General features: G+C 72.0%; 23 protein-coding genes and 1 riboswitch. Of the genes, 14 read left to right on the forward strand and 9 right to left on the reverse strand.

Annotated features, from left to right (window positions below):
• Position 1: 1 nt before the first annotated feature.
• From J2847_RS05620 to J2847_RS05630, 3 genes are all read left to right on the forward strand, one after another.
• Positions 2–799: an SURF1 family protein gene (locus J2847_RS05620; protein ID WP_209777789.1), complete on the forward strand. Its 798-nt coding sequence runs from the start codon at positions 2–4 to the stop codon at positions 797–799.
• Positions 800–865: 66 nt separating this feature from the next.
• Positions 866–2,173, forward strand: coding sequence for an ATP-binding protein (locus tag J2847_RS05625; RefSeq protein WP_233474305.1), 1,308 nt, complete (start codon positions 866–868; stop codon positions 2,171–2,173).
• Positions 2,163–2,747: a response regulator transcription factor gene (locus J2847_RS05630; protein WP_411800561.1), complete on the forward strand. Its 585-nt coding sequence runs from the start codon at positions 2,163–2,165 to the stop codon at positions 2,745–2,747. The genes J2847_RS05625 and J2847_RS05630 overlap by 11 nt, the downstream gene beginning before the upstream one ends.
• A 145-nt stretch (positions 2,748–2,892) precedes the next feature.
• On the opposite strand, the gene J2847_RS05635 is transcribed toward J2847_RS05630, so the two are convergent.
• Entirely contained in the window at positions 2,893–3,114 is a 222-nt protein-coding gene (locus tag J2847_RS05635) for a hypothetical protein (RefSeq protein WP_209777791.1), read from the reverse strand.
• 439 nt (positions 3,115–3,553) lie between these two features.
• Here J2847_RS05635 and J2847_RS05640 point away from each other — a divergent pair, with 439 nt between their 5' ends.
• Positions 3,554–7,801, forward strand: coding sequence for a beta strand repeat-containing protein (locus tag J2847_RS05640; RefSeq protein WP_233474306.1), 4,248 nt, complete (start codon positions 3,554–3,556; stop codon positions 7,799–7,801).
• A gap of 27 nt (positions 7,802–7,828) precedes the next feature.
• Here J2847_RS05640 and rnk read toward each other — a convergent pair whose 3' ends face one another.
• Both rnk and J2847_RS05650 read right to left on the reverse strand, forming a co-directional pair.
• On the reverse strand, positions 7,829–8,290 hold the full coding sequence (gene rnk / locus J2847_RS05645) for a nucleoside diphosphate kinase regulator (protein WP_209777794.1): 462 nt from the start codon (positions 8,288–8,290) through the stop codon (positions 7,829–7,831).
• Between the two features lie 50 nt (positions 8,291–8,340).
• Positions 8,341–8,733, reverse strand: coding sequence for a GreA/GreB family elongation factor (locus J2847_RS05650; RefSeq protein WP_209777795.1), 393 nt, complete (start codon positions 8,731–8,733; stop codon positions 8,341–8,343).
• 316 nt (positions 8,734–9,049) lie between these two features.
• Between J2847_RS05650 and J2847_RS05655 the strand changes: the two genes are divergently transcribed.
• The 10 genes from J2847_RS05655 to bfr (J2847_RS05700) all read left to right on the forward strand — a co-directional run bounded on the left by J2847_RS05655 (position 9,050) and on the right by bfr (J2847_RS05700) (position 18,837).
• Positions 9,050–10,309, forward strand: coding sequence for a Glu/Leu/Phe/Val family dehydrogenase (locus J2847_RS05655; protein WP_085554220.1), 1,260 nt, complete (start codon positions 9,050–9,052; stop codon positions 10,307–10,309).
• A gap of 136 nt (positions 10,310–10,445) precedes the next feature.
• Entirely contained in the window at positions 10,446–12,104 is a 1,659-nt protein-coding gene (locus J2847_RS05660; protein ID WP_233474307.1) for an ATP-binding protein, read from the forward strand.
• 19 nt (positions 12,105–12,123) lie between these two features.
• The gene (locus J2847_RS05665) at positions 12,124–12,753 is read left to right on the forward strand and encodes a response regulator transcription factor (RefSeq protein ID WP_209777797.1); all 630 of its coding nucleotides are present in this window, start codon (positions 12,124–12,126) and stop codon (positions 12,751–12,753) included.
• A gap of 134 nt (positions 12,754–12,887) precedes the next feature.
• The gene (locus J2847_RS05670) at positions 12,888–13,340 is read left to right on the forward strand and encodes a DUF4126 family protein (RefSeq protein ID WP_411800562.1); all 453 of its coding nucleotides are present in this window, start codon (positions 12,888–12,890) and stop codon (positions 13,338–13,340) included.
• Positions 13,337–14,728, forward strand: coding sequence for an FAD-containing oxidoreductase (locus J2847_RS05675; RefSeq protein WP_209777800.1), 1,392 nt, complete (start codon positions 13,337–13,339; stop codon positions 14,726–14,728). Before J2847_RS05670 ends, J2847_RS05675 begins: the two co-directional genes overlap by 4 nt.
• A gap of 104 nt (positions 14,729–14,832) precedes the next feature.
• A complete protein-coding gene (locus J2847_RS05680) occupies positions 14,833–15,711 on the forward strand; it encodes a heme/hemin ABC transporter substrate-binding protein (RefSeq protein WP_209777802.1) in 879 nt (292 codons plus the stop codon).
• Complete coding sequence (locus tag J2847_RS05685) at positions 15,708–16,757, forward strand: FecCD family ABC transporter permease (protein ID WP_209777803.1); 1,050 nt, start codon at positions 15,708–15,710, stop codon at positions 16,755–16,757. Before J2847_RS05680 ends, J2847_RS05685 begins: the two co-directional genes overlap by 4 nt.
• Entirely contained in the window at positions 16,754–17,527 is a 774-nt protein-coding gene (locus J2847_RS05690) for a heme ABC transporter ATP-binding protein (RefSeq protein WP_209777805.1), read from the forward strand. The genes J2847_RS05685 and J2847_RS05690 overlap by 4 nt, the downstream gene beginning before the upstream one ends.
• A gap of 339 nt (positions 17,528–17,866) precedes the next feature.
• Positions 17,867–18,349, forward strand: coding sequence for a bacterioferritin (gene bfr / locus J2847_RS05695; protein ID WP_085554216.1), 483 nt, complete (start codon positions 17,867–17,869; stop codon positions 18,347–18,349).
• 11 nt (positions 18,350–18,360) lie between these two features.
• Complete coding sequence (bfr, locus tag J2847_RS05700) at positions 18,361–18,837, forward strand: bacterioferritin (RefSeq protein WP_209777806.1); 477 nt, start codon at positions 18,361–18,363, stop codon at positions 18,835–18,837.
• Between the two features lie 78 nt (positions 18,838–18,915).
• On the opposite strand, the gene J2847_RS05705 is transcribed toward bfr (J2847_RS05700), so the two are convergent.
• From J2847_RS05705 to J2847_RS05730, 6 genes are all read right to left on the reverse strand, one after another.
• Positions 18,916–19,332, reverse strand: coding sequence for a nuclear transport factor 2 family protein (locus tag J2847_RS05705; protein WP_209777808.1), 417 nt, complete (start codon positions 19,330–19,332; stop codon positions 18,916–18,918).
• 136 nt (positions 19,333–19,468) lie between these two features.
• Positions 19,469–20,500 carry a DUF6925 family protein gene (locus J2847_RS05710; RefSeq protein ID WP_209777810.1) on the reverse strand — a complete coding sequence of 344 codons (1,032 nt, stop codon included), beginning with the start codon at positions 20,498–20,500 and terminating at the stop codon, positions 19,469–19,471.
• Entirely contained in the window at positions 20,497–21,300 is an 804-nt protein-coding gene (locus J2847_RS05715; RefSeq protein WP_209777811.1) for an ABC transporter ATP-binding protein, read from the reverse strand. Before J2847_RS05715 ends, J2847_RS05710 begins: the two co-directional genes overlap by 4 nt.
• Positions 21,300–22,334 (reverse strand): FecCD family ABC transporter permease, encoded by a 1,035-nt coding sequence (locus tag J2847_RS05720; protein WP_209778042.1) that lies wholly within the window; start codon positions 22,332–22,334, stop codon positions 21,300–21,302. The genes J2847_RS05715 and J2847_RS05720 overlap by 1 nt, the downstream gene beginning before the upstream one ends.
• Before the next feature lie 5 nt (positions 22,335–22,339).
• Complete coding sequence (locus tag J2847_RS05725) at positions 22,340–23,269, reverse strand: ABC transporter substrate-binding protein (RefSeq protein WP_325169335.1); 930 nt, start codon at positions 23,267–23,269, stop codon at positions 22,340–22,342.
• On the reverse strand, positions 23,266–25,191 hold the full coding sequence (locus J2847_RS05730; protein ID WP_209777813.1) for a TonB-dependent receptor plug domain-containing protein: 1,926 nt from the start codon (positions 25,189–25,191) through the stop codon (positions 23,266–23,268). The genes J2847_RS05725 and J2847_RS05730 overlap by 4 nt, the downstream gene beginning before the upstream one ends.
• 117 nt (positions 25,192–25,308) lie before the next feature.
• Positions 25,309–25,533: riboswitch (cobalamin riboswitch) on the reverse strand.
• Between the last annotated feature and the right edge of the window lie 7 nt (positions 25,534–25,540).

Genomic DNA, 25,540 nt, shown 5'->3' on the forward strand with positions numbered 1-25,540 from the left:
CATGGCGGACTCCCCCCCGGAAAGCCGGACGGCCGCCCGGGCGGGGCGGCCGCGCCCGCTGTGGGCGCTGGTCCTTCTCGGCCTGCTCGCCGCGCTGGGCATCGCCGGCTTCACGGCGCTCGGCGTCTGGCAGGTCGAGCGCCGGGCCTGGAAGCACGACCTGATCGAACGGGTCGAGCAGCGGGTCCACGCCGGCCCCGCCGCCGCTCCCGGCCCCGAGGCCTGGGGCGGGATCAACGCGGCCGACGACGAGTACCGCCGGGTGGCCGTCGCCGGCCGCTTCCTCAACGACCGCGAGACGCTGGTGCAGGCGGTCAGCGACCTCGGCGCCGGCTTCTGGGTGCTGACGCCCTTCGAGAGCCGCGAGGGCTTCACCCTGCTGGTCAACCGCGGCTTCGTGCCGCCGAACCGGCGCGACCCGGCGACGCGGGCGGACGGCCAGATCGAGGGCGAGACGACGGTCACCGGCCTGCTGCGCCTGACCGAACCGGCGGGTGGATTCCTGCGCAGCAACGACCCGGCCGCCGACCGCTGGCATTCGCGCGACGTCGCCGCCATCGGCGCGGCACGCGGTCTGTCGGGGCTCGCCCCCTACTTCATCGACGCCGACGGGGCGCGGGCCGGCCCGAACGGGACGGTGAGGAACGGACCGGTCGGCGGCCTCACCGTGATCCGCTTCCCCGACAACCACCTCGTCTACGCGCTGACCTGGTTCACACTGGCGCTCATGCTGCTCGGCGGGGCCGTCGCCGTGTGTCTCCACGAACGCCGGCTCCGGCGTGGCCGTCGTCAATCCTGACGTGCGTTCATCGGAGTTGCCGGGGGCTCCCGTTCGGACCCCACAGCGCCCATATAAGGGCGGGGTTTGGACGATCTGACGAGGAGCGGAGCGATTCCCGCGCGTGACACGGCCGACAAGAAGAACCTGTTTCTTCTTGTTCAATTGCGCTGGCTCGCCGTCGTCGGCCAGGCGGTGACGATCCTGATCGTTCATTACCACATGGGCATCGCGCTGCCGCTGGCGCCGATGGCCGTGGTCGTGCTGTTCCTGGTCGGGCTCAACGTCGCCAGCCTGCTGCATCTGCGCCGCACCGCCGCCGTCACCAACATCCAGCTCTTCCTGGAACTGCTGATCGACGTCGCCGCCCTGACGACCCAGCTCTATCTCAGCGGCGGGGCGACGAACCCCTTCATCTCGCTCTACCTGCTCCAGGTCACCATCGGCGCCGTGCTGCTGGAGGCCTGGGCGGCCTGGACGCTGGTGCTGGTGGCCACCGCCTGCCTGACCTGGCTGACCGGCTCCTACCGGCCGCTGGAGCTGCCCTACGGGCATGAGGGCAACCTCCTCAACCTGCACATCCAGGGCAGCTTCGTCGGCTTCGTGCTGGCGGCGAGCCTGCTCGTCCCCTTCATCACCCGGATCAACCGCAACCTGCGCGCCCGCGATTCCTATCTGGCGGAGCTGCGCCAGCGCTCGATGGAGGAGGACCACATCGTCCGCATGGGGCTGCTGGCCTCCGGCGCGGCGCACGAGCTGGGGACGCCGCTGGCGACCCTGTCGGTGATCCTGAACGACTGGCGGCGCATGCCGGCGATCAAGGCCGACCCGGACATGGTCGAGGAGTTGTCGGAGATGCAGAGCCAGATCGACCGCTGCAAGAGCATCCTCACCGGCATCCTGATGTCGTCGGGGGAGGCGCGTGGCGAGGGCACGGTGCGGACGACCGTCAACGCCTTTCTCGACGAGCTGGTCGCCGAATGGCGGGCGAGCCGCTCGCCCGGCCGCCTCGACTACGACAACGCTTTTCCCGGCCGGGAGGGCATGGTCTGGGACCTCGCCCTGAAGCAGGTGATCTTCAACGTGCTCGACAACGCGCTGGAGGTCTCGCCCAACTGGATCGGCATCGCGGTCGGCCGGCAGGGCGACAGCCTCATCGTCGCGGTGAACGACGCCGGTCCGGGATTCGAGGACGGCATGCTGGCGGCGTTCGGCACCCCCTACCGCTCGACCAAGGGGCGGCCGGGCAGCGGGCTCGGCCTGTTCCTGGTCGTCAACGTCATCCGCAAGGTCGGCGGCACCGTTTCGGCGAGGAACCGTCCCGGCGGCGGCGCCTCCGTCACCCTGACCCTGCCGCTGGCAGCCCTTTCCCCGCGAGGCGGCGATGGCGATTGAGCGCGGGCCGGACATGGATCCGGCCGAACCGGACGCGGCCGAGGAGCTGGAGCGCCGGCTGGTGCTGGTGGAGGACGACGCCTCCTTCGTGAAGGCGCTGCGGCGCTCCTTCGAGCGGCGCGGCTACACGGTCGACTGGTGCGACGGGCTCGACAGCGTGCGGACGCTGCTGGAGACGGTGCAGCCGGGCTACGCCGTGGTCGACCTGAAGCTCGGCAGCGGCTCCGGCCTCGAATGCGTCAAGGAGCTTTACGCCCACGACCCGGACATGCGGATCGTCGTGCTGACCGGCTTCGCCAGCATCGCCACGGCGGTGGAGGCGATCAAGCTCGGCGCCTGCCACTACCTCGCCAAGCCGTCCAACACCGACGACATCGAGGCCGCTTTCGAACGGACGGAGGGCGACACCTCGGTGGCGCTGGCCGGGCGGACCACCTCGCTGAAGAACCTGGAGTGGGAACGAATCCACGAGACGCTGGTCGACACCGGATTCAACATCTCGGAAACCGCCCGGCGTCTCGGCATGCACCGCCGCACGCTCGCCCGCAAGCTGGAGAAGAAGCGGGTGCCGTAGCGGTTCCGCCGCTCGCCGCTCGCGGAAAAATGGCCCCAACGCGAACGGGGCCGGCGCCGGCCACCCGTCGCGGATGGTCGGCCCCGGCCCCGGCCACACCGGCCCCGCCCACACCGGGGCGATCCGGCGGGAAGCGTTTCTGACGTCAGCGGCGGATCATCGTGACGCCGCCGACCGTCTTGTCGAGGAAGGCGATCACCGCTTCGGGCTTGCTGCTGCCGACGGTCGAGGCGGCGCAGGACATCCACCAGCGGGCCATGGGTGTCGACCAACCATACCGATCGGCGATGGCCTCGACATCGGACAGGGTGCCGCGCGGGATGGCGGCAACCTTCGACGTAGCCACGGCGGTCTCCATGATGCTCATGTTTCCTCCTTCCGATGGGACCTGGCAAGTCCCTTGCGCCGTACCTTAGTCCCCAACCGGCCCGAGGGGCAGAGCCGCGAAGCGCTTACTCCGGGCTATGTCTTTGGGTGCGGGGTCGCCAGGACCCCTGCCGTTCGGTGCCCCGGCGGTCCGGCCCTCCGCTGAGTGTCGGCAGATAAACAGGCATAGCGCGGAAGGGTTGCATCGCCGGACCGGAAAAATTCGGCCGGGGGCGGCCCGGCCGGCCGGCGACAGGACCTGTCCCACATCCGAAAGATTGTTCCGTTCGCGTCCAAAGATCGTGTCCCAGCCGACGGAAGGAGCGAAGGAATCGCTTCCGCCAGGACGGATATCGTCCGGGCGGGACGATTGCCAGAAGCAACCATTGAGGAAAGATTTGCAACCGTCTCAACAACACGTTGCTGATGGAGCCAGAAAAATGGCCGTTCTCTGGGGTGGAGCCGGTGCCGACACGTTGACCGGCGGGGCGGAGGAAAACACGATCGGCGGGGGCGCCGGCAATGACCGGCTGACCGGCAACGGCATGCGCGACCAGATCTTCGGTGGCGACGGCGACGACACGATCACCGGGGGCGGTGGCGACGATTACATGGAGGGCGGCGCCGGGCGCGACACCTTCGTTCTGCGGCCGGGGGACGGCTGGGACTACATCGGCGATTTCCAGGCCGGCGCCGGTGGGGACCGGCTCGACCTCACCGCCTGGACCGGTATCACCGACTTCACCGCGCTGATGGCCCTGGCCGCCACCGACGGCAACGACACCGTCCTCACCTTCAGCCCCACCGCCAGCGTCCGTCTGTCCGGCGTCGCCCGCTCGGCGCTGACGGCCGACAACGTGCTGCTGGCGGCCGGCGGCGGCACCCCCGGCAATCCGCTGCCCGGCTCCTCCGTCGGAGGCACGCTGAGCCTCGGCCCGGCGACGGTCAGCGTGGCGGAGGGCAGCGGCGGCGGCACGACCAGCTTCCTGTTCACGGTGACGCGCAGCGGCGACGTCTCGGCCGCCGCGTCGGTCACCTGGTCGGTGGCCGGTTCCGGCGCCTCGGCCGCCGGGGCGGCCGACTTCGCCGGCAACGCGCTGCCGTCGGGGCTGCTGACCTTCGCGGCCGGGCAGAGCACGGCGACCATCGCCGTCCCGGTGCTGGCCGACACGGCGGTCGAGACGGACGAGGGCTTCACCGTCACCCTGTCGGCGCCCAGCGCCGGCTGGACCATCGCCGCCGGCAGCGCCGCCGGGGTGATCGTCAACGACGACGCGGCGGCCGGCGGCGGCGCGCCGGGGCAGGTCCTGACCGGCACCGCGGCGCGTGACGAGCTGTACGGCACCGCCGGCAACGACACGATCATCGGCGGGGCCGGCAACGACTACATGGAGGGCGGCGCCGGCTCCGACCGCTTCGTCATCAACGCCGGCGACGGCTGGGACGCCATCGGCGACTTCCAGGCCGGGGCCGGCGGCGACGTGCTGGATCTCAGCGGCTGGAGCGGTCTGGGCGGCTTCCAGACGCTGATGGCCTCGGCCACCGAGGACGCCGGCGGCACGGTGCTGAACCTCGACGCCTCCACCGGCGTGCGGCTGATGGGCGTGACCAAGGCGTCGCTGACCGCCGCCAACCTCCGGCTGGGCGACGAGCCGGAACCGTCCGCCGGGCCGTCCATAACCTCGATGGGGTGGACGGCGGCGGCTTTCGATTCGACGGCGGTCGTCCGCGCCAGCACGGCCACTGATGGAGGCCAGGCGGTCCAGCCCGCCATGAACGGGGCGGTCTCGGCGGACGGCCGCTTCGTCGCCTACATCATGACCTCCAACAGCACCAACGGCCAGACCGAGCTGTTCGTGAAGGATCTGCAAAGCGGCACGCGGACGCGGATCGACGTCGGGGGCAGCGACATCGACCCGTCCTTCTCGGACGACGGCGGCCGGCTTCTCTACAGCAACGGCGGCGTCATCAACATCCTGACCCTGGCGACCGGCGAGCGCGCGAGCGTCAACATCGGCTCCAACAGCGCCAGGGACATCCGGCTGACGGCTGACGGCCGGACGCTGGTCTACACCAACGCTCCCCCGCCGGCCCCCCACAGCACGCCGGTGACACAGGTCGTCCACCGCGACATGGTGACCGGCGTCAGCACCACCATCGCCGGCACCGGGACCTTCACCAACCATCCGGACACCTATTCCCCCGTCCTGTCGCCCGATGGCCAATGGCTGGCCTATTCCGAGGCGGGGATGCTCAACCTGCGGAACCTCCAGACCGGGGTCCAGGAACGGCTCGACGGCGCGCCCGCCGGCACGGCCAGCGGCGGCACCGCCAACGCCTTTTCCCAGGACGGCCGCTATGTGCTGTTCACCAGCGCCTCGTCCAGCCTGGTCGCGGGCGACACCAACGGGGTGACGGATCTGTTCGTCCGCGACCTGCAAACCGGCGCGATCACCCGGGTCAGCACGGCCGCCGACGGCAGCCAGGCCAACGGGGCCAGCAGCGGCGGAGTCTTCGGTCCGGACGGGAAATCGGTGCTGTTCACCAGCGCCGCCTCCAACCTGGTGGCCGGCGACCGCAACAACGCGCAGGACGTGTTCCTGAAGGACCTGGAGACCGGCGCGGTCCGCCGGATCAGCACGGCCGCCGACGGCGCCCAGCTCAACAGCGGGGCGACCCTGGTGGGGGCGAGCGCGGATGGCGGCCGGGCGGTCCTCGCCACCGCGGCCGGCAACATGGTCGGCAACGACATCAACGGTGTCGCCGACCTCTTCGCGGTGGATGTCGGCAAGCTGGCCGCCGACGGCCAGGGAGAGCCCGGGCTGGTCGGCCTGTCGCTCGGCTTCACCGCCGGTGTCACCCAGGCGACCATCGATTGGGGCGACGGACAGACCAGCAGCCAGACCATCGCCGGCACCGCCACCGGTCTGACCGCCGGGCACCGCTACCGCCAGACCGGGAGCTTCACCGGCACCGTCACCCTGACCGGTGCGGACGGCGCCAGCGTCAGCGACGGCTTCACCGCCCAGCTCGCCGCCGATCCGCAGCAGATGCGGCTGATCAGCGCCAACGCCGACGGCACGGCCTCGGCCCAGGGCGGCTCGGCCCCCGTGCTGTCGGGCAACGGCCGCTACGCGGCCTTCTCCGGCACCGGCTCCGACGGGAACGGCGGCGTCGTGAGCGGGGTGTTCGTCCGGGATCTCCAGACCGGCACGGTGACGCTGGCCAGCGCGGCGGCCGACGGAACGGCGGGCAACCTGTCGGGCAGCGCCACCGCGCTGTCGCAAGACGGGCGCTACGTCGTCTTCACCAGCAGCGCGAGCAATCTGGTGGCGGGCGACACCAACGGCCAGAGCGACGTCTTCGTCAAGGACATGCAGACCGGGGCCATCGTCCGCGCCAGCACCGCCAGCGACGGAACCCAGGGGAACGACCGCAGCACCCTCGGCTCGGTCAGCGCCGACGGGCGTTTCGTGGCCTTCGCCAGCGACGCGAGCAACCTTGTGGCCGGCGACACCAACGGTGCGCAGGACATCTTCGTGAAGGACTTGCAGACCGGCACCCTGACGCGGGCCAGCGTCCGCGCGGATGGCGGCGGCGGTCTGCTGACGGGGTCGGGTGCCGTGCGTCCCAACAGCTTCACCCCCGACATCTCGGCGGACGGCCGTTACGTGCTGTTCAGCGGCTACGCGTCCGATCTGGTGGAGGGTGGCAACGGCGGCGGCGGCGCGAACCGGAGCGTCTTCCTGAAGGACATGCAGACCGGCGCGGTCACCCGCGTGAACACGGCCGCCGACGGCACCCGCCTGGACGTGATGAACGACATCGCCCTGTCGGCCAACGGGCGCTACGCCGCCATCGTCGGCTACAGCGACGCAAACGGCGCGCAGAGCGCCTCCACCAACATCCTCGTGAAGGATCTCCAGACCGGCGCCGTCGCCATGGCCAACACCGGCGTCGACGGAACGAGGGGCAACAGCGGCTGCTACGAGGTCGAGCTGTCGGACGACGGCCGCTACGTCGTCTTCACCAGCACCGCCTCCAATCTGGTGGGGGGCGACGTCGCCGGGACCAACGACACCTTCATCAAGGACATGGTGACGGGGGAGATCACCCGCGCGCGGGCGGCCGGGCTGCTGCCGGACAGCGGTGACGGGATCGCCACCGGTCTTTCGGTGTCCGGCGACGGCCGCTACATCGCCGGGGAGAGCCGGAACGACGCTCTGGTGCTCGGCGACGGCAACGGCCGGCAGGACGCCCTGCTGTTCGACCGTCTGGCCCCCGCCGCCAGCCTGACCGGCGGTGCCGGCCGCGACGTGCTGGTGGGCAACGTTCTGGACGACACCCTGACCGGCGGGCTGGGGGACGATTTCCTGTCCGGCGGGCTGGGGGACGATTATCTGCTCGGCGGGGCCGGCAACGACGTCCTCGTCGGCGGCGCCGGGGACGATACCCTGTTCGGCGGCGCCGGGGCGGACGTCTTCGGCTTCGGCATCGCTTCCGGGATCGACCGGATCGGCGACTTCAACGCCGCCGAAGGGGACCGGTTGCAGATCGGCGTCGGCGTGACCTGGACCGTCACCGAGGTCGGCTCGAACGCGCTGGTGAACCTGAGCAGCGGTGGTCTGGTCGAGTTGGACGGCATACGGCCGAACCAGGTCTCGTCCTCCTGGTTCATCACCGGCTGACGGGGCCGGCCGCGGGGGTGCCCGCCCTCAGGCGGGCTGCCCCTGCGCCGTCTCCGCCGGCGCCGCCTGGGACACCGTCTTGACGCTCAGGCGGCGCCAGGTGCCGGCGCGGTTCCGCCAGCCGATGCTCTGGCCGGCGCGCAGCCCGATCAGGGCGGCGCCGACCGGGGTCATCACCGACAGGCGGGAGCGCGCGGCGTCCTCCTCGCGCGGCCAGACCAGCGTGACGCTGTGGCGCTGCGCGGTGTCGCACTCCTCGAAGGTGACGTGGGAGCCGATGGTGACGGTCGTCTTCGGCAGCGCGTCGTCCGCCACCACGCAGGCCCGCTCCAACTCGCGCTCCAGATACTCGGCCACCTCCGACTGGCGGCCCCGCACCGCGAAGGCCAGCTCGTACAGCCGTTCGTGAACGCTGTCGGTCAGCGTGATGGCGGGCAGGGGGCCGCGCGGCGCGCCGTTCCGGGAGTCGGGATGCGGTGGTGTGGTCATGGTCGGGTCCTGTGGGTCGGCAAGGCGATGCGAGAAAAACGGGGAGGCGGTCAGGCCGGGAGGACGCGCTCGACCGACAGGCGGCGGGTGGTCCCGTCGGCGTCGAGGTAGGCCATGCGGTCCCCCTCGCGCAGCCCGATCAGCGCCGCCCCCAGGGGCGAGGCCACGGAGATCCGGCCTTCCGTGGCGGGCTGGTCCGGGTAGACCAGCACTCCCCATTCGGCCGAAACCCCCTCGGCGCGGCGGAACAGCGCGCGGCTGCCCATCCGCACGACGGTGCGCGGCAGGTCGGCGTCGGGGCGGACGATGGCGCGCTCCAGCTCCCGCGACAGGACGGCCGACAGCTCGGGCGCCCGAGCGGCGAGCCCCTCCGCCGCCCGCAGCAGGCGGCCGTAATCCGCGCGTCCGATCCAGATCAGCGGATGGTCAGCCCCCTCGGTCATCGGTGTCCTCGCATGGGTGGGAGAAGAGTGTCGTCGGCCAGCGGCAAATACTGCCCATGGCCTGGAACGGCTTCCATCCGTAAGACTACGGAAGGCCGGGCGTTGAAGGTTTTCTCGAAAAAACATCATTACTTATCAATATCTTGAACGAATTCCGTATTGTTACGGATATTTCGGTCCGGGTTTTTCCTGAGTAGAAGGAACCGGCCCGCGCACCCAGGGGGCGGCAAGGGGAACCCTGCGAAGGGACTGCCCGCCCCCGTCCGGCGCGCCGGGCCGATCCGACACTTGACCGATTTGATTGAGGGACAACGCGATGGACGATTTGCTTGCGGGGGCGCTCAGCCGTCTGGACGAAGCGGCGAAGCATGTCGAGGTGGATTCCGAGGTTCTCGAAAAGCTGAAATACGCCAAGGAGACCTTGAGCGTCCGCCTGTCGGTGCGGATGGACGACGGCTCGCGCCGCTCCTTCCCGGCCTGGCGCTGCCGCTACGACGACACCCGCGGCCCGACCAAGGGCGGCATCCGTTTCCATCCGGGGTCCAACGTCGAGGAGGTGACGACGCTCGCCTTCTGGATGACCTTCAAGTGCGCGGTGATGAACCTGCCCTACGGCGGCGGCAAGGGCGCCGTGAAGGTCGATCCGCACAGCCTGTCCAAGTCCGAGCTGGAGCGGCTGTCGCGCGCCTACGTCCAGGCCTTCGCCGGCATGATCGGGCCGGACCGCGACATCCCGGCGCCGGACGTCTACACCAACTCGATGATCATGGGCTGGATGGCCGACGAGTACAGCTCGATCGTCCGCCAGCCGAGCCCGGCGGTGATCACCGGCAAGCCGCTGCCGCTCGGCGGCTCGCTGGGCCGCGACGACGCCACGGCGCGCGGCGGCTACTACCTGCTCAAGCATCTCGAGGAGGAGCTGGGGCTGGCGAACTCGGGCAAGCGCGTGGTGGTGCAGGGCTACGGCAACGCCGGCCTGCACATCGCCCGGCTGCTGCACGCCGACGGCTACCGCATCGTCGGCCTGTCGGATTCGCGCGGCGCCATCGTCTGCGAGGACGGGCTCGATCCGGACGCCGTGCAGGCGGCCAAGGCGCGCGGCGGTTCGGTGACCGCCTTCGCCGGCGGCGGGGTCCGGGTGGTGGATGCCGACGCGATGCTGGCGATCCCCTGCGAGGTGCTGGTCCCGGCGGCGCTGGAGGACCAGATCCACGCCGGCAACGCCGGCTCGATCAAGGCCCGCATCGTGCTGGAGCTGGCCAACGGCCCGGTCACGCCCGAGGCCGACCGCATCCTGGAGGGCAAGGGCGCCATCGTGCTGCCCGACATCCTGGCCAACGCCGGCGGCGTCACCGTGTCCTATTTCGAGTGGGTGCAGAACCGCCAGGGCTATTACTGGAACCTGAAGGAGATCCACGAGCGTCTGCGCACGATCATGGAGACCGAGGGCCGCCGGGTGTGGGACATGCGGGAGTCCAAGGGCATTCCGATGCGGACCGCCGCCTACGCCCACGCGCTGGAGCGTCTGGCGAGCGCCATCGCCGCGCACGGCACGCAGCCCTTCTTCATCGGCTGAGGCCTTCCTGTAGGCGCTGATGCAAGCCCCTCTCCCCTCGCGGGAGAGGGGCTGTGTTCCAGAACAGCCCCACCGCGCCGGGTGGTGGTGTATCCTGGCGGCCCTTCACGAGCGTGGACCGAAAGAAGCGTGTGAGATGCCGTCGATGCCTGTCACCCGGCCGGCCGGGGCCTTCCTGTCGGCCAGCCCGTCCGGCCGGGACCTGCTGCTGCTGTCGCTCGCCTTCATGGCGGTCTATCTGCCGCTCGACTGGCTGACCTTCATCCACCCGCGCCCCAGCCTGAACATCACGCCGTGGAACCCGCCGGCCGGGCTGTTCATGGCGCTGCTGCTGTGGACGGGGGCGCGCGGCCTGCCGGTGGTGTACGTCACGCTGGTGGTCGCCGATCTGGTGGTGCGCGGGCATCCGGCCTCGGCCGGCTCGCTGCTGGCGTCAAATCTCGCCATCGTCGCCGGCTATGGGGTGGCCGCCCATGTCCTGCGCCGCCGGGTGGCGATCGACCCGGCGCTGGAGCGGGTCCGTGACGTCGGCTGGCTGGTCGGCGTCGCCTTCCTCAGCGCCGCCGCCGTCGCCCCGGTCTTCGTCGGAATCTTCGTGCTCGACGGAGCGATCGCCGCCGCCGACCTGCCGCTGCTGGCCTTCCAGTACTGGCTGGGCGACGCCATCGGCATCGCCGTGATGACCCCGTTCCTGCTGATCCTCCACCAGCCGGGGCGGACGCCGGCCTGGAGGCTGCCGAAACCGCCCTCGGCGGCCCAGACGGCGGCCACGGCGGCGGCGCTGCTGGTCGTCTTCCTGCCGGTCGGCGACGGCCGCTTCAACCTGTTCTACGTGCTGTTCCTGCCGCTGGTCTGGGTCGCCGTCTCGCACGGGCTGCCGGGGGCGGTGCTGACCGCGCTGGCCATCCAGAGCGGCCTGATCGCCGGGCTGCAACTGATCGGCTTCCCCCTGCACGCGGTCGTCTACCACCAGACGCTGATGCTGGCGCTCGCCATCACCGCGCTGTTCCTCGGCGCCCTGGTCAGCGAGCGCCGCCGGGTCGAGGCCCGGCTGCGCGAGCATCAGGCCGAGCTGGCCCACATCGCCCGGCTGGCGGTGACCGGCGAGATGGCGTCGGCCCTGGCGCACGAGCTGAATCAGCCGCTGCTGGCGGCGATCAGCTACACCCGCGCCGCCCAGCGCGTGCTGGAGGGCTGCGAGGTTCCCCCGCGCGCCCACGAGCTGATCGACAAGGCGGTCGCCCAGGCGGAGCGGGCCGGCGAGGTCATCCGCGGTTTGCGCACCTTCCTCGGCAAGGGCTCGCCGCAGCTTGTGCCGGAACCCGCCGCCGGCATCGCCCGCGAGGCGGTGGCGCTGGTCCGCGCCGACGCCGCCTACAACCGGGTCGAACTCCGGCTGGACATGGCGGAGCCGCTGCCCGACGTTCTGGCCGACCGCATCCAGATCGAGCAGGTGCTCCTCAACCTCGTCCACAACAGCATCGAGGCCATCGCCGCCGCCGACAGCCCGGTCCGCGAGGTCGTCCTGCGGGTCCGCTCGGCACCGTCGGAGGGCGTCACCTTCGAGGTCGAGGACAGCGGCCCCGGCGTGCCGGCCGACATGGTGGACCGGCTCTATTCCCCCTTCGCCACCACCAAGCCGGCGGGGATGGGGCTGGGGCTGCCGATCTGCCGCTCGATCGTCGAGAGCCACGGCGGCCGGCTGTGGCTGTCGCGCAACTCCGGGCCAGGGCCAGGGGCGGGGCCGGCGGCGGCGCAGGGCGCTCAGTTCCGCATGTTCCTTCCAGCCGCCTGACCGCACCGCGAGCCTGTTCATGACCGATCCCACCGATTCCGCCGCCGCTCCCGAACCGGTCGTCTTCATCGTCGACGACGACGAGGCGGTGCGCGACGCGCTGGCGGCCCTGGTCGAGGTCGCCGGACTGAGCGTCCGCACCTTCGACAACGCGCTGGAGTTCCTGCACCGCCACGGCCCCGACCAGCCGGGCTGCGTGGTGGCCGACCTCCGCATGCCCTTCATGGACGGGCTGGAGCTTCAGGAGGAACTGGCGCGGCGCGGCTCGGGCATCCCCGTCATCGTCATCACCGCCCATGGGGAGGTCCGCGCCGCCGTCACCGCCCTCCAGGCCGGGGCGGTCGATTTCCTGGAGAAGCCGTTCGACGACGACGTGTTCCTGCGCCGGGTCCACGAGGCGTTGCAGCGCGACGCCCGCCAGCGCCGCGACCGTTCGGCGGCGGAATCGGCGCTGGCGCGGCTGGCGCTGCTCAGCGCGCGCGAGAAGGACGTCGCCGGGCTGATGGTCGAGGGCTGCACCAACAAGGCCATCGCCAACCGGCTGGGGATCGGCGTCCGCACGGTCGAGACGCACCGGGCGAACATCCTCTCCAAGCTCGCCATCCGCACGGTTCCGGAGCTCATGCGGCTGTGGATGCACCTGGCGTGAAGCGCGCTGTGGGCGGGCCGCCCGGCCGCTCGCCCGAAAAGAGAGTCCGGCGCCGATAAGAGGCTGGCATTTCCCCGCCGCGCAGGCACACTGACCGGCGGCTTGCCTGTTGCGGGGGTCGCGGGATGATTCCGTTGCTTGCGCTGTTGATCGGCATCGTCACGGGGCTGCGCGCCATGACCGCGCCGGCCGTGGTGAGCTGGGCCGCCCATCTCGGATGGATTCCGCTGACCCACGACGGGCTCGTCTGGCTCGCCCATCCCTGGGCGCACCGCATCCTGACGGCGCTGGCGGTCGCGGAGCTGGTCGCCGACCAGCATCCCTCGACGCCGAGCCGCACCGTTCCCGTGCAGTTCGGCACCCGGATCCTGGCGGGGGCCCTGTGCGGGGCGGCGCTGTGCGGCGACCAGTGGACCCTGCTGATCGGGAGCGTCGCCGGGGCGGCCGGCGCCGTGATCGGCACCCTCGGCGGGCGGGCCGCCCGCGCCCGGCTGGCCGGGGCGTTCGGCAGCGACCGGCCGGCGGCGCTGATCGAGGACGCGGTCGCCATCGCCGGCGCGATCCTGATCGTGAGGATGATCCCATGAGCGGTCCACAGAGTCGCCGTTTCGACGCCATCGTCATCGGGGCCGGGCAGGCGGGGCCGTCGCTCGCCGGCCGGCTGACCGGGGCGGGGATGTCGGTCGCGCTGGTCGAGCGCCATCTGTTCGGCGGCACCTGCGTCAACACCGGCTGCATGCCGACCAAGACGCTGGTCGCCAGCGCCTACGCCGCGCATCTGGCCCGGCGCGGCGCCGAGTATGGGATTCTGTTCGACGCGCCCCCGCGCATCGACATGGCGCGCGTCAAGGCCCGCGCCGACACGGTGGCGGCCAACGCCCGCGCCAACGTCGAGGCGTGGCTGCGCGGCATGGCCGGCTGCACGGTGATCGCCGGGCACGCCCGTTTCGAGGGGCCGGACCGGATCCGCGTCGGCGGCGAGTTGCTGACCGCCCCGCGCATCTTCGTGAATGTCGGCGGCCGGGCGGCGGTGCCGGATCTGCCGGGCGTGCGGGACGTCCCCTACCTCACCAACCGCTCGATGCTGGAGCTCGACCGGGTGCCGGAGCATCTGGTGGTGATCGGCGGCAGCTACATCGGGCTCGAATTCGCCCAGATGCACCGCCGTTTCGGCGCCCGCGTCACCATCGTGGAGAAGGGCCCCCGCCTGATCGCCCGCGAGGATTCCGACGTGTCGGACGCCGTCCGCGCCATCCTGGAAGCGGAGGGAATCGCCGTGCGCACCGGGGCGGACTGCATCCGCCTCGCGCCGCGCGGCGAGGGCGTGGCCGTCGGCGTCGATTGCCGGGCGGGGGATCCGGAGATCGTCGGGTCGCATGTCCTGCTCGCCGTCGGGCGGCGGCCCAACACCGACGATCTCGGCCTCGACGCGGCGGGGGTCGTCACCGACGCGCGCGGCTACATCCAGGTCGACGACAGCCTCGCCACCAACGTTCCCGGCATCTGGGCGCTCGGCGACTGCAACGGCCGGGGCGCCTTCACCCACACCGCCTACAATGATTTCGAGATCGTTGCCGCCAACCTGCTCGACGGGGAGCGGCGGCGGGTGAGCGAGCGGGTGCCGGCCTACGCCCTCTACATCGACCCGCCGCTCGGCCGCGTCGGGCTGACGGAGGCGCAGGCGCGCGCCACCGGGCGGCCCCTGCTGGTCGCCCGGCGCCCGATGAGCCGGGTCGGGCGGGCGATCGAAAAGGGCGAGACGCAGGGGTTCATGGCCGCCGTCGTCGATGCCGAGACCAAGCTCATCCTCGGCGCCGCGATCCTCGGGACGGGCGGCGACGAGGCGATCCACGGCATCCTCGACGTCATGAGCGCGAAGCTGCCCTGCACCAGCCTGCAACGGGCGGTGCCGATCCACCCGACCGTCTCGGAGCTGATCCCGACGCTGCTCGGCGACCTGCGGCCGGCGGGCTGAGCGGATGCCGGCAAATTGCGAATGACTTGCACTATCAAGTAGTGACGGCTAGGCTGAACGACCGCGCAGGAGCCTGAGACGCGAATGGCCGGGAGGATGCGAGGATGATGGCGGAAGCTGTGCTGCGTCGCCGGACGCTGCTGGCCGGTCTGGCGGTGCTGCTGGTTCCGGGGGGAGGGCTGTCCCTCCGCGCCGCGTCGCCGGAGCGGATCGTGTCGCTCGGCGGCGCCGTGACCGAGACGGTCGAGGCGCTGGGCCGCGGCGGCGAACTGGTCGGGGTCGACCGCAGCAGCCTGTACCCGCCCGCCCTGGTGAATCCGTTGCCCAAGGTCGGTTATTACCGCACCCTGGCGGCGGAGGGCATCCTGTCGCTGAACCCGACCCTGGTGCTGGCTTCCGACGACGCCGGCCCGCCCGCCACGCTGGAGCAGTTGGAACGCGCGGGCGTCCGTCTGGTCCGCCTGCCCGAGGCGGTGGACGCCGAGGGTGCGGTCCGCATGATCCGCGCCATCGGCGCCGCGCTGGAGCGGCCGGCCGAGGGCGAGGCGCTGGCCGCCTCGCTGGAGCGTGATCTGGCGGCCCTGTCGGCGGCCCAGGCCGCTCGTCCGTCGGGACCGCGCGTGCTGTTCGTGCTGGGCGTCGGCAACGGCCCGCCGATGGTCGGCGGCCGCCGCACCGGGGCGGAGGGCATCATCCGGCTGGCCGGCGGCCGCAACGCCATCGACGGCTTCGAGGGCTACAAGCCGCTGTCGCCCGAGGCGGCCCTGGTCGCCGCCCCCGACCTGATCCTGACCACCGACCAGTCCCTGGCCCAGCTCGGCGGGCCGTCCGTTCTGCTGGCGCGGCCCGAACTGGCGGGGACGCCGGCCGGGCGGGCCGGGAAGGTCGTCGCCCTCGACGCCCTCTATCTTCTGGGTTTCGGCCCGCGCACGGGGCGGGCGGCGCGCGACCTCGCCAAGGCGCTGGCGGGGAAGGGCGGGTGACCGAGCTGGCCCTGCCGCGTCCCGCGACGGCCTGGGGACGCCGGCGGGCGGCGGCCCTGGCCGTCCTGGCGCTGGTGACGGCGCTCACCGCCTTCGCCTCGCTGCTGACCGGCGCCATGGCGATCGGGCCGGCGACCGTCTGGGCCGTCCTGGTCGACGGGGCTGGCGATCTCGGCCAGCGTGCCGCGATCCTCGATCTGCGGCTGCCGCGCACGCTGCTCGGTCTGCTGGTGGGGGCCGCGCTGGGGATGGGCGGGGCGACGTTGCAGGGGCTGTTCCGCAACCCGCTGGCCGACCCGACGCTGGTCGGCGTCTCGGGCGGGGCGGCCTTCGCCGCCGTGTCGGCCATCGTGCTGGGCGACGCGCTGCTGGCGACCGCACCGTGGCTGGCGCCCTGGTCGCGCTGGTTCATCGCCTTCGCCGCCTTTCTCGGCGCCGTGGCCGCGGCGCTCTGCGTGCTCGGGCTCGGGCGCGGCGTCGCGACCACCATGCTGCTCGCCGGCATCGGGGTGAACGCGCTCGCCATGGCGGGCATCGGCCTGTTGGTGTACGCCGCCAACGACCGGCAGCTTCGCGACATCACCTTTTGGAATCTCGGCAGCGTCGGCGGCGCCTCATGGCCGGCGGTGGCCGTGGTGGCCCCGCTGGTGCTGGCGGCGGCGGCGGTGATCCTGTCCTGCGCGCGCGGGCTCGACGCGCTGACGCTGGGCGACCGCGCGGCGGCGCATCTCGGCGTGCCGGTCGAGCGGCTGGGGCTGGTGGTGGTCGGCGGGGTGGCGCTGGCGGTGGGCGCGGCGGTGTCGCTGTCGGGGATCATCGGCTTCGTCGGGCTGGTCGTGCCGCATCTGGTGAGGCTGTGCGCCGGGCCGGACCACCGCACCCTGATCCCCGGCTCCGCCCTGCTGGGGGCGACGCTGATGGTCGCGGCCGACTGCCTGGCCCGCACCATCGTCGCCCCGGCCGAACTGCCGGTCGGTCTGGTCACCGCGCTGATCGGCACCCCCTTCTTCCTCTGGCTGATCCGCCGCCGGGGGAGCGCCGCATGATCGAGGCGCGCGGGATCGACGTCCGCCAGGGCCGGCGGCGGGTGCTCCACGGGGTCGACGCCACGGTGCGGGCTGGGCGGGTGCTGGCGCTGCTCGGTCCGAACGGAGCCGGGAAATCGACGCTGCTCGCCGCCATGGCCGGCGACCTGCGGCCCTCGGCCGGAAGCCTGACCTTCGAGGGCCGGCCGCTCGCCGCGTGGAGCCCGCGCGATCTGGCGCGCCGTCGCGCCGTCCTGCCGCAGCACGCCACCGCCGCCGCCGATTTCCTGGTCGAGGAGGTCGTCGCGCTCGGCCGGCTTCCCTTCGCCCGCAGCGCCGAGGCGCTGGACGACCGCGACGCCGTCGCCGCCGTGCTGCGCGACAGCGGGGCGGATTCGCTGGCCGGCCGCCGCTACGGCGCGCTGTCCGGGGGCGAGCGGCAGCGCGTGCAGTGGGCGCGGCTGCTGGCGCAGCTCTGGTCCCGCGCGCCGCGCCCGGCCGCCGTCCTGCTCGACGAACCGACGGCGGCGATGGACATGGTGCACCAGACCGGCGTGCTGCGGCAGGCGGCGGCGTTGGCCCGTCGGGGGTTGGCGGTGGCGGTGGTGCTGCACGACGTCAACGCGGCGGCGCTCCACGCCGACGACGCCCTTCTGCTGCGCGACGGGCGGGTCGTCGGCGCGGGGCCGGTCGGGGGGCTGTTGCAGCCCGGACCGCTCGCCGATTGCTTCGGCGTTCCGGTCGAACGCCTGACCCGTGCCGACGGCCGGCCGGCCTTCGTGGTGGGCTGATAAGGAATCCGCCGGCGAAACCTCCGTGTCCCGCCGTCGAAGGCGGGGCCGTCGGCGGCCGCTCCGGCCCTTCGCGGATGCGTCTGCGACTGACTGTCAGCAGTATTGGATCGGGCTGAAGGCGATAGTCATTCTCAATGACTGCCGATTGAGCCATTGCTTACAATATCGGCAGTCCGGCGATGCGGCGGTTCCTTCGCACCGTCACGGGATGCTGGGCGGTGTGACAAAATGATACTCATTATCATTTTGAAGTTGACGATTGTTATTTGATGTGTATTGAAAATCGCGCGAAGCTGTGTGATGCTCCTTTCCAACGGATATTCGGGAGCATCGACCATGCAAGGAAATCAGGGAGTCATAGACCGACTCAACAAGCTGCTGACCGGCGAGCTGAGCGCCGCCGACCAGTATCTTGCGCACTCCCGGATGATGGAGAACTGGGGCTTCAAGGCGCTGTACGACCGGATCGCCCACGAGCGCCATGACGAGCTGGAGCACGCCGACAAGCTGATCCGCCGCATCCTGTTCCTGGACGGCACGCCCGACGTCGCCAGCCGCGACCCGCTGCGCATCGGCAAGGACGTGCCGGAGATGCTGCGCAACGACCTGACGCTGGAGTTCGAGGTGGTGGCGGCGCTGAAGGAAGCCATCGCCTATTGCGAGCAGGTCAAGGATTACGACACCCGCCGCATCCTTCTCGACCTTCTCGTCGACACCGAGGAAGACCACGCCCATTGGCTGGAGCAGCAGATCGGCCTGATCGACCGGATGGGCCTGCACAACTATCTGCAATCGTCGGCCGGCACGCCGTCCACCTGAGGAGCAAGGTCATGAAGGGCAACCCCGACGTCATCGGCCAGCTGCAAATCGTCCTCAAGGACCAGCTCACGCTGATCAACCAGTATTTCCTGCACGCCCGCATGCTGAAGAACTGGGGCCTCAAGGGTCTCGGCAAGTGGGAGTACCACGCCTCCATCGAGGTGATGAAGAGCGCCGACGAGGTGATCGAGCGCATCCTCTTCATCGAGGCGATCCCCAACCTCCAGGATCTCGGCAAGCTGCGCATCGGCGAGGACGTGCCGGAGATGCTGGAGGGCGACCTCGGCGCCGAGCGCGACGCGCGCGACCGTCTGGTCGCCGCCATCGCGGTCTGCGAGGAGAAGGCCGACTACGTGTCGCGCGAGGAACTCTCCGAGATCCTCGAGGAGACCGAGGAGCGGATCGACTTCCTGGAGACGCAGATCAGCCTGATCGGCAGCATCGGTCTGGAGAACTACCTCCAGACGGCGATGGGCGAGATCGGCTGAACGGCGTCCGCCGACGGATGACGGCCTGAGGAACGGCCGGCGCGGAACGAATGCCGCGCCGGCCTTTTGTCGTCCGGCCTACGGGCCGCAGGGAGGGCAGGCGGCTTCCAGCAGGGCCTCGTCGTCGCAGCGCTCCTCGAACCGCTGGATGAGGCCGTCGCGCAGGATCCAGCGATGCTCGGTGGTGACCTCCACCGGCTTTCCGGTGGCGTTGTTGACGGCCTCGACCCGGTTGCGGGCGACGATCCGGCCGTCCTCCTCGCCGATGGTCCGCATGTCGTGGCGGGTGATGGTCCAGTCCCGCGCCAGCCCCTCGAAATAGCGGCGCACCCCGCCCGGCCCGTGGAACGTGCCGGAGAAGGAGGCCAGGGCCGGGGAGCGGTGCCCGGACACCCATTCGACGTCGGGTGCCAGCCGTTCGAACAGCGGGGCGATGTCGCCGACGCTGTAGCGCTGGTAGAGGTCCCGGAGCAAGTCGATGTCGGTCTGTGCCATCCTCGTGCCTCCCTGCGACGATGAGGCTCCATCCTACGGCCGGGTGGCCGCTCTTGCGGAGGCAATTTTTCCGGGAAAAAGGAAAAGCCGAGCCTTCGTTTTCCGGATCGCCCGCCTCCGGCCCGCGCCGGGCGCGTCAGTGACCGGACGGAGCCGCGTCCGGGTCGGGGTCGGGCCGGTCGAAGCGGGCGCTCCACTCGGCCAGCCGGGGAGCGGGCGCGCCCATGGCCGCAACCTGCCGCAGGGTGGCGCGCACCGTCATGCGCTGGAAGCGGTCGAGCCCCGACTCGGCGGCGGGTGGCTCGCCGCGTTCCAGCCGGCCGCGGATGTCGCGCTTGAGCGCCGTCAGGGATGGATCGCCCCAGCGCTCCAGCAGGGTCTGGAAGGCGGCGTGGCGGGCGTCGTCGAAGGGGATCGGCCGGCCCATCAGGTCCTTCAGCGGGTGCGGCGGGAAGAGATGCGCGCAGGGCGTCCAGCCCTCGGGAATCGGCGCGGTCGCCGCGTGGGTGCGGCGGGCCGCCAGCAGCCGGGGGAGGACGTGGGTGTGCGGCCCTTCCGGGCTGCGGCCGTCGGGGGGCGGGATCGGCTGGCTCACCTCGATCCGGCCGAAGCGGCAGACGAAGATCCGTTCGGGGCTGAGCGCCGGCCACGCGTCGCGCAGCGGGCTGTCCGGGTCGAACATCGGCAGGCCGGCTCCGGCGCGGATCCGCTCGATCACACGGGGGTCGGCGGAGCGCACGCAGGCATCGGTCTGCGGCAGGTCGAGCCCGAGGTCGAACAGGATCGCCTCGCGGTCCTTCGGGTCGATGGCGTCGCTGTCCGGCCCCAGCTCGGTCACCACGCGGCGGCCGGCCATGGCGCAGGCGCCGGCGGGCAGGCAGAGGGCGACCGACTGGCTCCAGCCGGTGCCGGCGGCGGTTTCGAAGGCGAAGGGGCGCAGGGCGGGATCGAGCCGGATCCGCAGGCCGCCGCGCGCCGTGCGCGTCTCCAGCAGCACGGCGCCGTCGGCGTCGCGCTCGCCGAGCCGCACCGTTTCGCCGGGGTCGCGCATGAACTCGGCGACGGCGCCGAAGGAGCCGAGGCTCCAGGCGGTGTCCGGGTCGCCGACGGCATGGCGCAGCAGGGCGGCCAGTCCGGACGGGCCGGGATGGGGAAGGGCGTCGGTCATGATGGGGGCGTGTCCTTCGGGGAAGCGGAGGAAAGGGCGGTCCAGGGCAGCAGGAAGGGCTGGCCGTCGACCGCGCCGCGATGCACGGCGATGCCGTAGGAGTCGCGCAGGCGCTCGTCGGTGAGGACGGCCTCGGGCGGGCCGTCGGCGCGGACGGCGCCGTCGGCCAGCAGGATCAGCCGGTCGCAGAAGCGGGCGGCCAGCGCCAGATCGTGGAGCACCGCGACCACCCCGGTGCCGGCCCGCGCGGCGTCGCGCAGCAGGGCCATCGTCTCCAGCTGGTGGCGCGGGTCGAGGGCGGCGACCGGCTCGTCGGCCAGCAGCAGGGACGCCTCGGTGGCGAGCGTCCGCGCCAGCAGCACCCGCAGGCGTTCGCCGCCCGACAGGGTGCCGACGATCCGGTGGCGCAGGGACAGCGTGCCGGTGGTCGTCAGGGCGCGCTCCACCGCCGTCCGGTCGGCGGCGGTGATGCCCCCCAGGGTGCCGCGGTGGGGCAGGCGGCCCAGCATCACCAGCGCCTCGGCGCGCAGCGGCCAATGCACCGGCCCGTCCTGCGCCAGATAGGCGATGCGGCGGGCCAGCGCGCGGCGGCCGATCCGGGCTGCGCTCTCGCCGTCGAAGGTCACGCTCCCGGCGGCCGGCGGGGCGAGGCCGGCGAGGATGCGCAGCAGCGTCGTCTTGCCCGCTCCGTTCGGGCCGATCAGCCCGGTGAAGCGGCCGGCCTCGATGCCGAGCGTCACGCCGGACAGGATGCCGCGTCCGCCGGCGGTGGCCGAGACGGCGGTGGCGTCGATGCGCATCACGCCTCCTCGCGGCGCAGCCGCCAGATCAGGGCGATCAGGAAGGGCGCGCCGATCAGCGCGGTGACGACGCCCAGCTTCAGTTCGGGCCGGGTCGGCAGCAGGCGGACGGCGATGTCGGCGGCCAGCGTCAGCGAGGCTCCCGCCAGCCCGCTGACCAGCAGCAGCCGGCCCGGCCGCGCGCCGACCAGCGGGCGCAGCAGGTGCGGCGCCACCAGCCCGACGAAGCCGACGGCGCCCGTCACCGACACGGCGCTGCCGACCGCCAGCGCCGCCCCGGCGATCAGCCGCATCCGCAGCGCCGCGAGGTCGAAGCCGAGGCTGCGCGCGGTGTCCTCCCCCAGCGTCAGGGCGTCGAGCGCGCGGGCGGCCGACAGGGTCAGCGCCCAGCCGGCCAGCATCGGCGGCAGCACCAGCCGAAGCTGGTCGGTGCCGCGGTCGGCCAGCGAGCCCATCAGCCAGAAGACGATCTCCAGCGCCGCGTAGGGGTTGGGGGCGAGGTTGAGCGCCAGCGCGGTCAGCGACCCGGCGAGGCTGTTGATGGCGATGCCGCCGATGACCAGAGTCGTGGTGCCGGCGCCGCGCGCCGCCATGACGTTCAGCAGCAGCGCCGCCGCCGCCGCCCCGGCCATGCCGCCGAGCGGCAGCGCCAGCGCCAGGGTCGCCGACAGCCCGCTGTAGAAGACGATCACGGCGCCCAGCGCGGCGGCGCTCGACACCCCGACGAGGCCCGGCTCGGCCAGCGGGTTGCGCAGCCAGCCCTGCATCGCCGCCCCGGTCAGGCCGAGGCTGAAGCCGACCAACAGCCCGAGCGCCGCGCGCGGCAGCCGCAGTTCGGCCAGCACCAGGGCCGTCAGGGTGGCGCGGCCGTCCAGAAGGTCGCCGAACGCGGCGCCGAGGTCGAAGGGGACGTAGCCGATGACGACGGAGGCCAGCCCCAGCGCCGCCGCCAGCAGCGCCAGCCCGGCGACCAGGGCCGGGTAGGGAACGCGCTCGTCCAAGGGAAGGGGGGCGGCGTGGAGGGTGTCGCTCATTGTGCTCATGGCGCGGGTTCCCGGCCGGCGGCCAGCAGGTCGGCGGCGTCGGCGATCTGCGGACCGGCGCAGGTCCACAGCCGCGAGGGCAGGGCGATGGTGTGGATCCGCGCCGACAGCGCCTCGACCGCCGGGTGGTGCAGCATTGCGTGGGCCAGCGAGGGCGGCGCGTCGGGGGCGGCGTCGATGATCAGCCGCTCGGCGCCGCCGAGAATGATGGCCTCCAACGGCAGGGCGCCCTGGCTGCCCAGCGGCAGGCGGTCGGCCAGATTGTCCAGCCCGGCGCGGGTCATCAGCGCGTCGACCAGCGAGCCGGAGCCGGCGACGAAGCCGTTCGGTCGCAGCACCACCGCCGTCGGGCGCCGCTCCGGCGCCGTTGTTGTTGTGCGCCGCTCCGGCGCCGTTGTTGTACGCCGTTCCGGCGCCGTTGTTGTGCGCCGTTCCGGCGCCGTGGCGGCCAGCGCGTCGAGGCGTGCGGTCATGCCGGCGACCAGCTCCTCGCCGCGCTCCGGCTCGCCGACCGCCTGGGCAACGGTGCGGATCTGCTCCGCCACCCCCTCCACCGTCTGCGGGACGTCCAGCTCCAGCAGCGGGATGTCGAGCCGCCTCAGCAGCCCGACCGCCGTGCGCGTGGTGTATTTTCCGGCGAGCACCAGATCGGGGCGAAGCGGCACGACCTCCTCGGCCAGCCCACGGTTGACCGGGACGGCGGCGGCCTGCGCCGCCACGGTGGAACCGCGCGGGTCGCGCGCCAGCCACGTCACCGAGGCGACGCGCTCCGGCCCGACCAGCCGCAGCAGCAGCTCGTCGGCGCAGAGATTCAGCGAGACGATGCGCTGCGGCTTGCCCCGCGGCGCGTCGCCGCCGGCCAGCGCCGGCCCGCCCGCGAGGGGCAGGACGGCGGCGGCCAGCCCGAGCAGGTGGCGCAGCCTCACAGCGCCAGCCGCAGCCCGACATAGCCGGCGCGGCCGGGGGCGCCGTAGGTCCAGACCTCCTCGTAATGGCGGTCGAACAGGTTCTCGACACGGGCGAAGACGTCGACCTGCTCGGTCAGCCTGTAGGAACCCGCCAGATTGACCAGCGTGTAGGGCGCCAGATGGACGACCTGCCGGTTGTAGGCGGCGTCGTAGGCCCAGTCGCTGGCCCGCCCGTTGTAAACGATGCCGAGGTTGGCGTTGGCGCGGTCGTCGAGGAAGCGATAGTTGACGTTCAGGCTGGCGAGCTGCCTGGGCCGGCGCACCAGCTCGGTCCCCGTGGAATCCTCGCCGTCGGTCAGGGTGTAGGAGCCGCGCAGCACCAGCTTGTCGACCGGCTCGACCGACAGCCCCAGCTCGACGCCGCGCACCCGCGATTCGCCGGGCATGTTGACCGAGGTCCGCCCGGTTCCGGTGATCAGGTCGCGGATGCGCTGGTTGAAGTAGGTGGCGTCCAGCGACGCCCGCCTGCCCCAAAGCGGCTGGTCGAAGCCGGCGTCCCAGCCGCGCGCCTTCTCCGGCTTCAGGTCCGGGTTGCCGGCGTAGGTGGCGGTGTAGCCGTACAGCTCGAACAGGGTCGGGTTCTTCACCCCGGTGCCGTAGGAGGCGCGCAGCTTGGTGCCGGTGGAGTCGATCAGATACGCGGCGGTCGTGCGCCAGGTGGTGGCGTCGCGGAACAGGTCGTTGTCGTCGTGGCGGACGCTGCCGGTCAGGGTCAGCCGCTCGAACAGGCCGAGCTTGTACTGGCCGACCAGCCCGGTCGAGCCGATCGAGCGGTCGAAGTTGGAAAAGCTGCTCTTGCTGATCGCCTTCTCGTCCTCATGCTCGACGGCGGCGGTCAGCACATGCTCGGCCGGGCCGCCGGTCAGCGTCAGGTTGGTCTGGTAGTCGAGCTTGGTCTTGCGGCCCTCGTAGGAGCTGGTGACGGTCTTGGCGGAGTCGCGGTAGTCGCGCTGCTGGTTGCCGTGGGAGACGCCGGCGATGTGTTCCCAGCGCCCGTCGAAGAAGGCGACCTTGCCCTGGAGCCGGCCGAAATACTGCTCGCCGCTGGTGTCGGTGCCGCTGTCCACCGCGCCGCGCCCGCCGACGAAATCGTCGGTGTCGGCGCGGAAGCGGGTGTAGCGGCCGACCACGCCGATCTCGCTGTTGTCGGTCGGGCGCAGGGCGAAATTGCCGGCCAGCGTGCCGTTGCGGTAGCCGTCCTTCTCGGGATTGCCGCGCCGCCTGTCGGCGACGGAGACGCCGTCGCTGATCACCCCCTGGCCGCTGAGCGCGGCGTCGTAGCGCTCGTTCCCGGCGGCGACCGAGGCGCGTCCGGCGAGCGTGCCGAAGGAGCCGCCCTCCACCGCCGCCTTGGCCGAGAGCGGCCCCTTGCCGCGCCTGGTGACGATGTTGATGACGCCGCCGACCGCGTCGGAGCCGTAGAGCGCGCTCTGGGGCCCGCGCAGCACCTCGACCCGCTCGACGTCGCCGGCCAGCAGGTTGGCGAAGTCGTATTCGGAGCCGGAGGACGGGTCGTTCATCTCGATGCCGTCGACGATGACCAGGGTCTGGTTGCCTTCCGATCCACGGATGCGGACCTGGGTCAGCGTGCCGACCGGGCCGGTGCGGTTGACGGCGACGCCCGGCACCTCGCGGAGCACGTCCGACAGGACGCTGGTCTGGCGCTGTTCCAGCTCCTCGCCGGTGATGATGGTCAGGGCGCTGCCGGTCCCGGCAGCCGGGGTGGGGACGCGGTTGGCCGTCACCGATAGCGCCGGCAGGGCCACAGTGGTGCCTTGGGTGGCGGTGTCTTGCGCCAAGGCGGAAAGGGGGAGGAAAGCGCCGCTGAACAGGATGGCGAGCGGCAGCGTCCGGACGGGACGCGGGGCGAAGGCGGGCATGGGGACCTCGGGCGGGACGCCGGTGGCACGTCACCGCGAACAGAGTCCCATCGAATCCCCGCGCAGACGGAGGCCCGACCTGACGACCTCCGGTGCACCCCGCCCGAACGCGTTCGCGTGTGACCACGACTGACGGCAGGTCTCCTGGCTCGCGGGTTCTCGTCGTTCCGTCGCCTTCCCAGGATGCGCGATCCCAGTGGCGTGATGACGGACGACTCGCCGCTCACAGTTGCGGGGGCAGCCTCGGCATGAAAGCGGTCGCGACGCCTCGCGGCGCCGACCGGACTCCCGACCGTGTTCCCTTTTCAGCCCTTGCGGGCAACCGTCGGGGAGGGACCGTAGGGGGTGG

The organism is Azospirillum agricola, assembly GCF_017876095.1.
GTDB lineage: Bacteria > Pseudomonadota > Alphaproteobacteria > Azospirillales > Azospirillaceae > Azospirillum > Azospirillum agricola.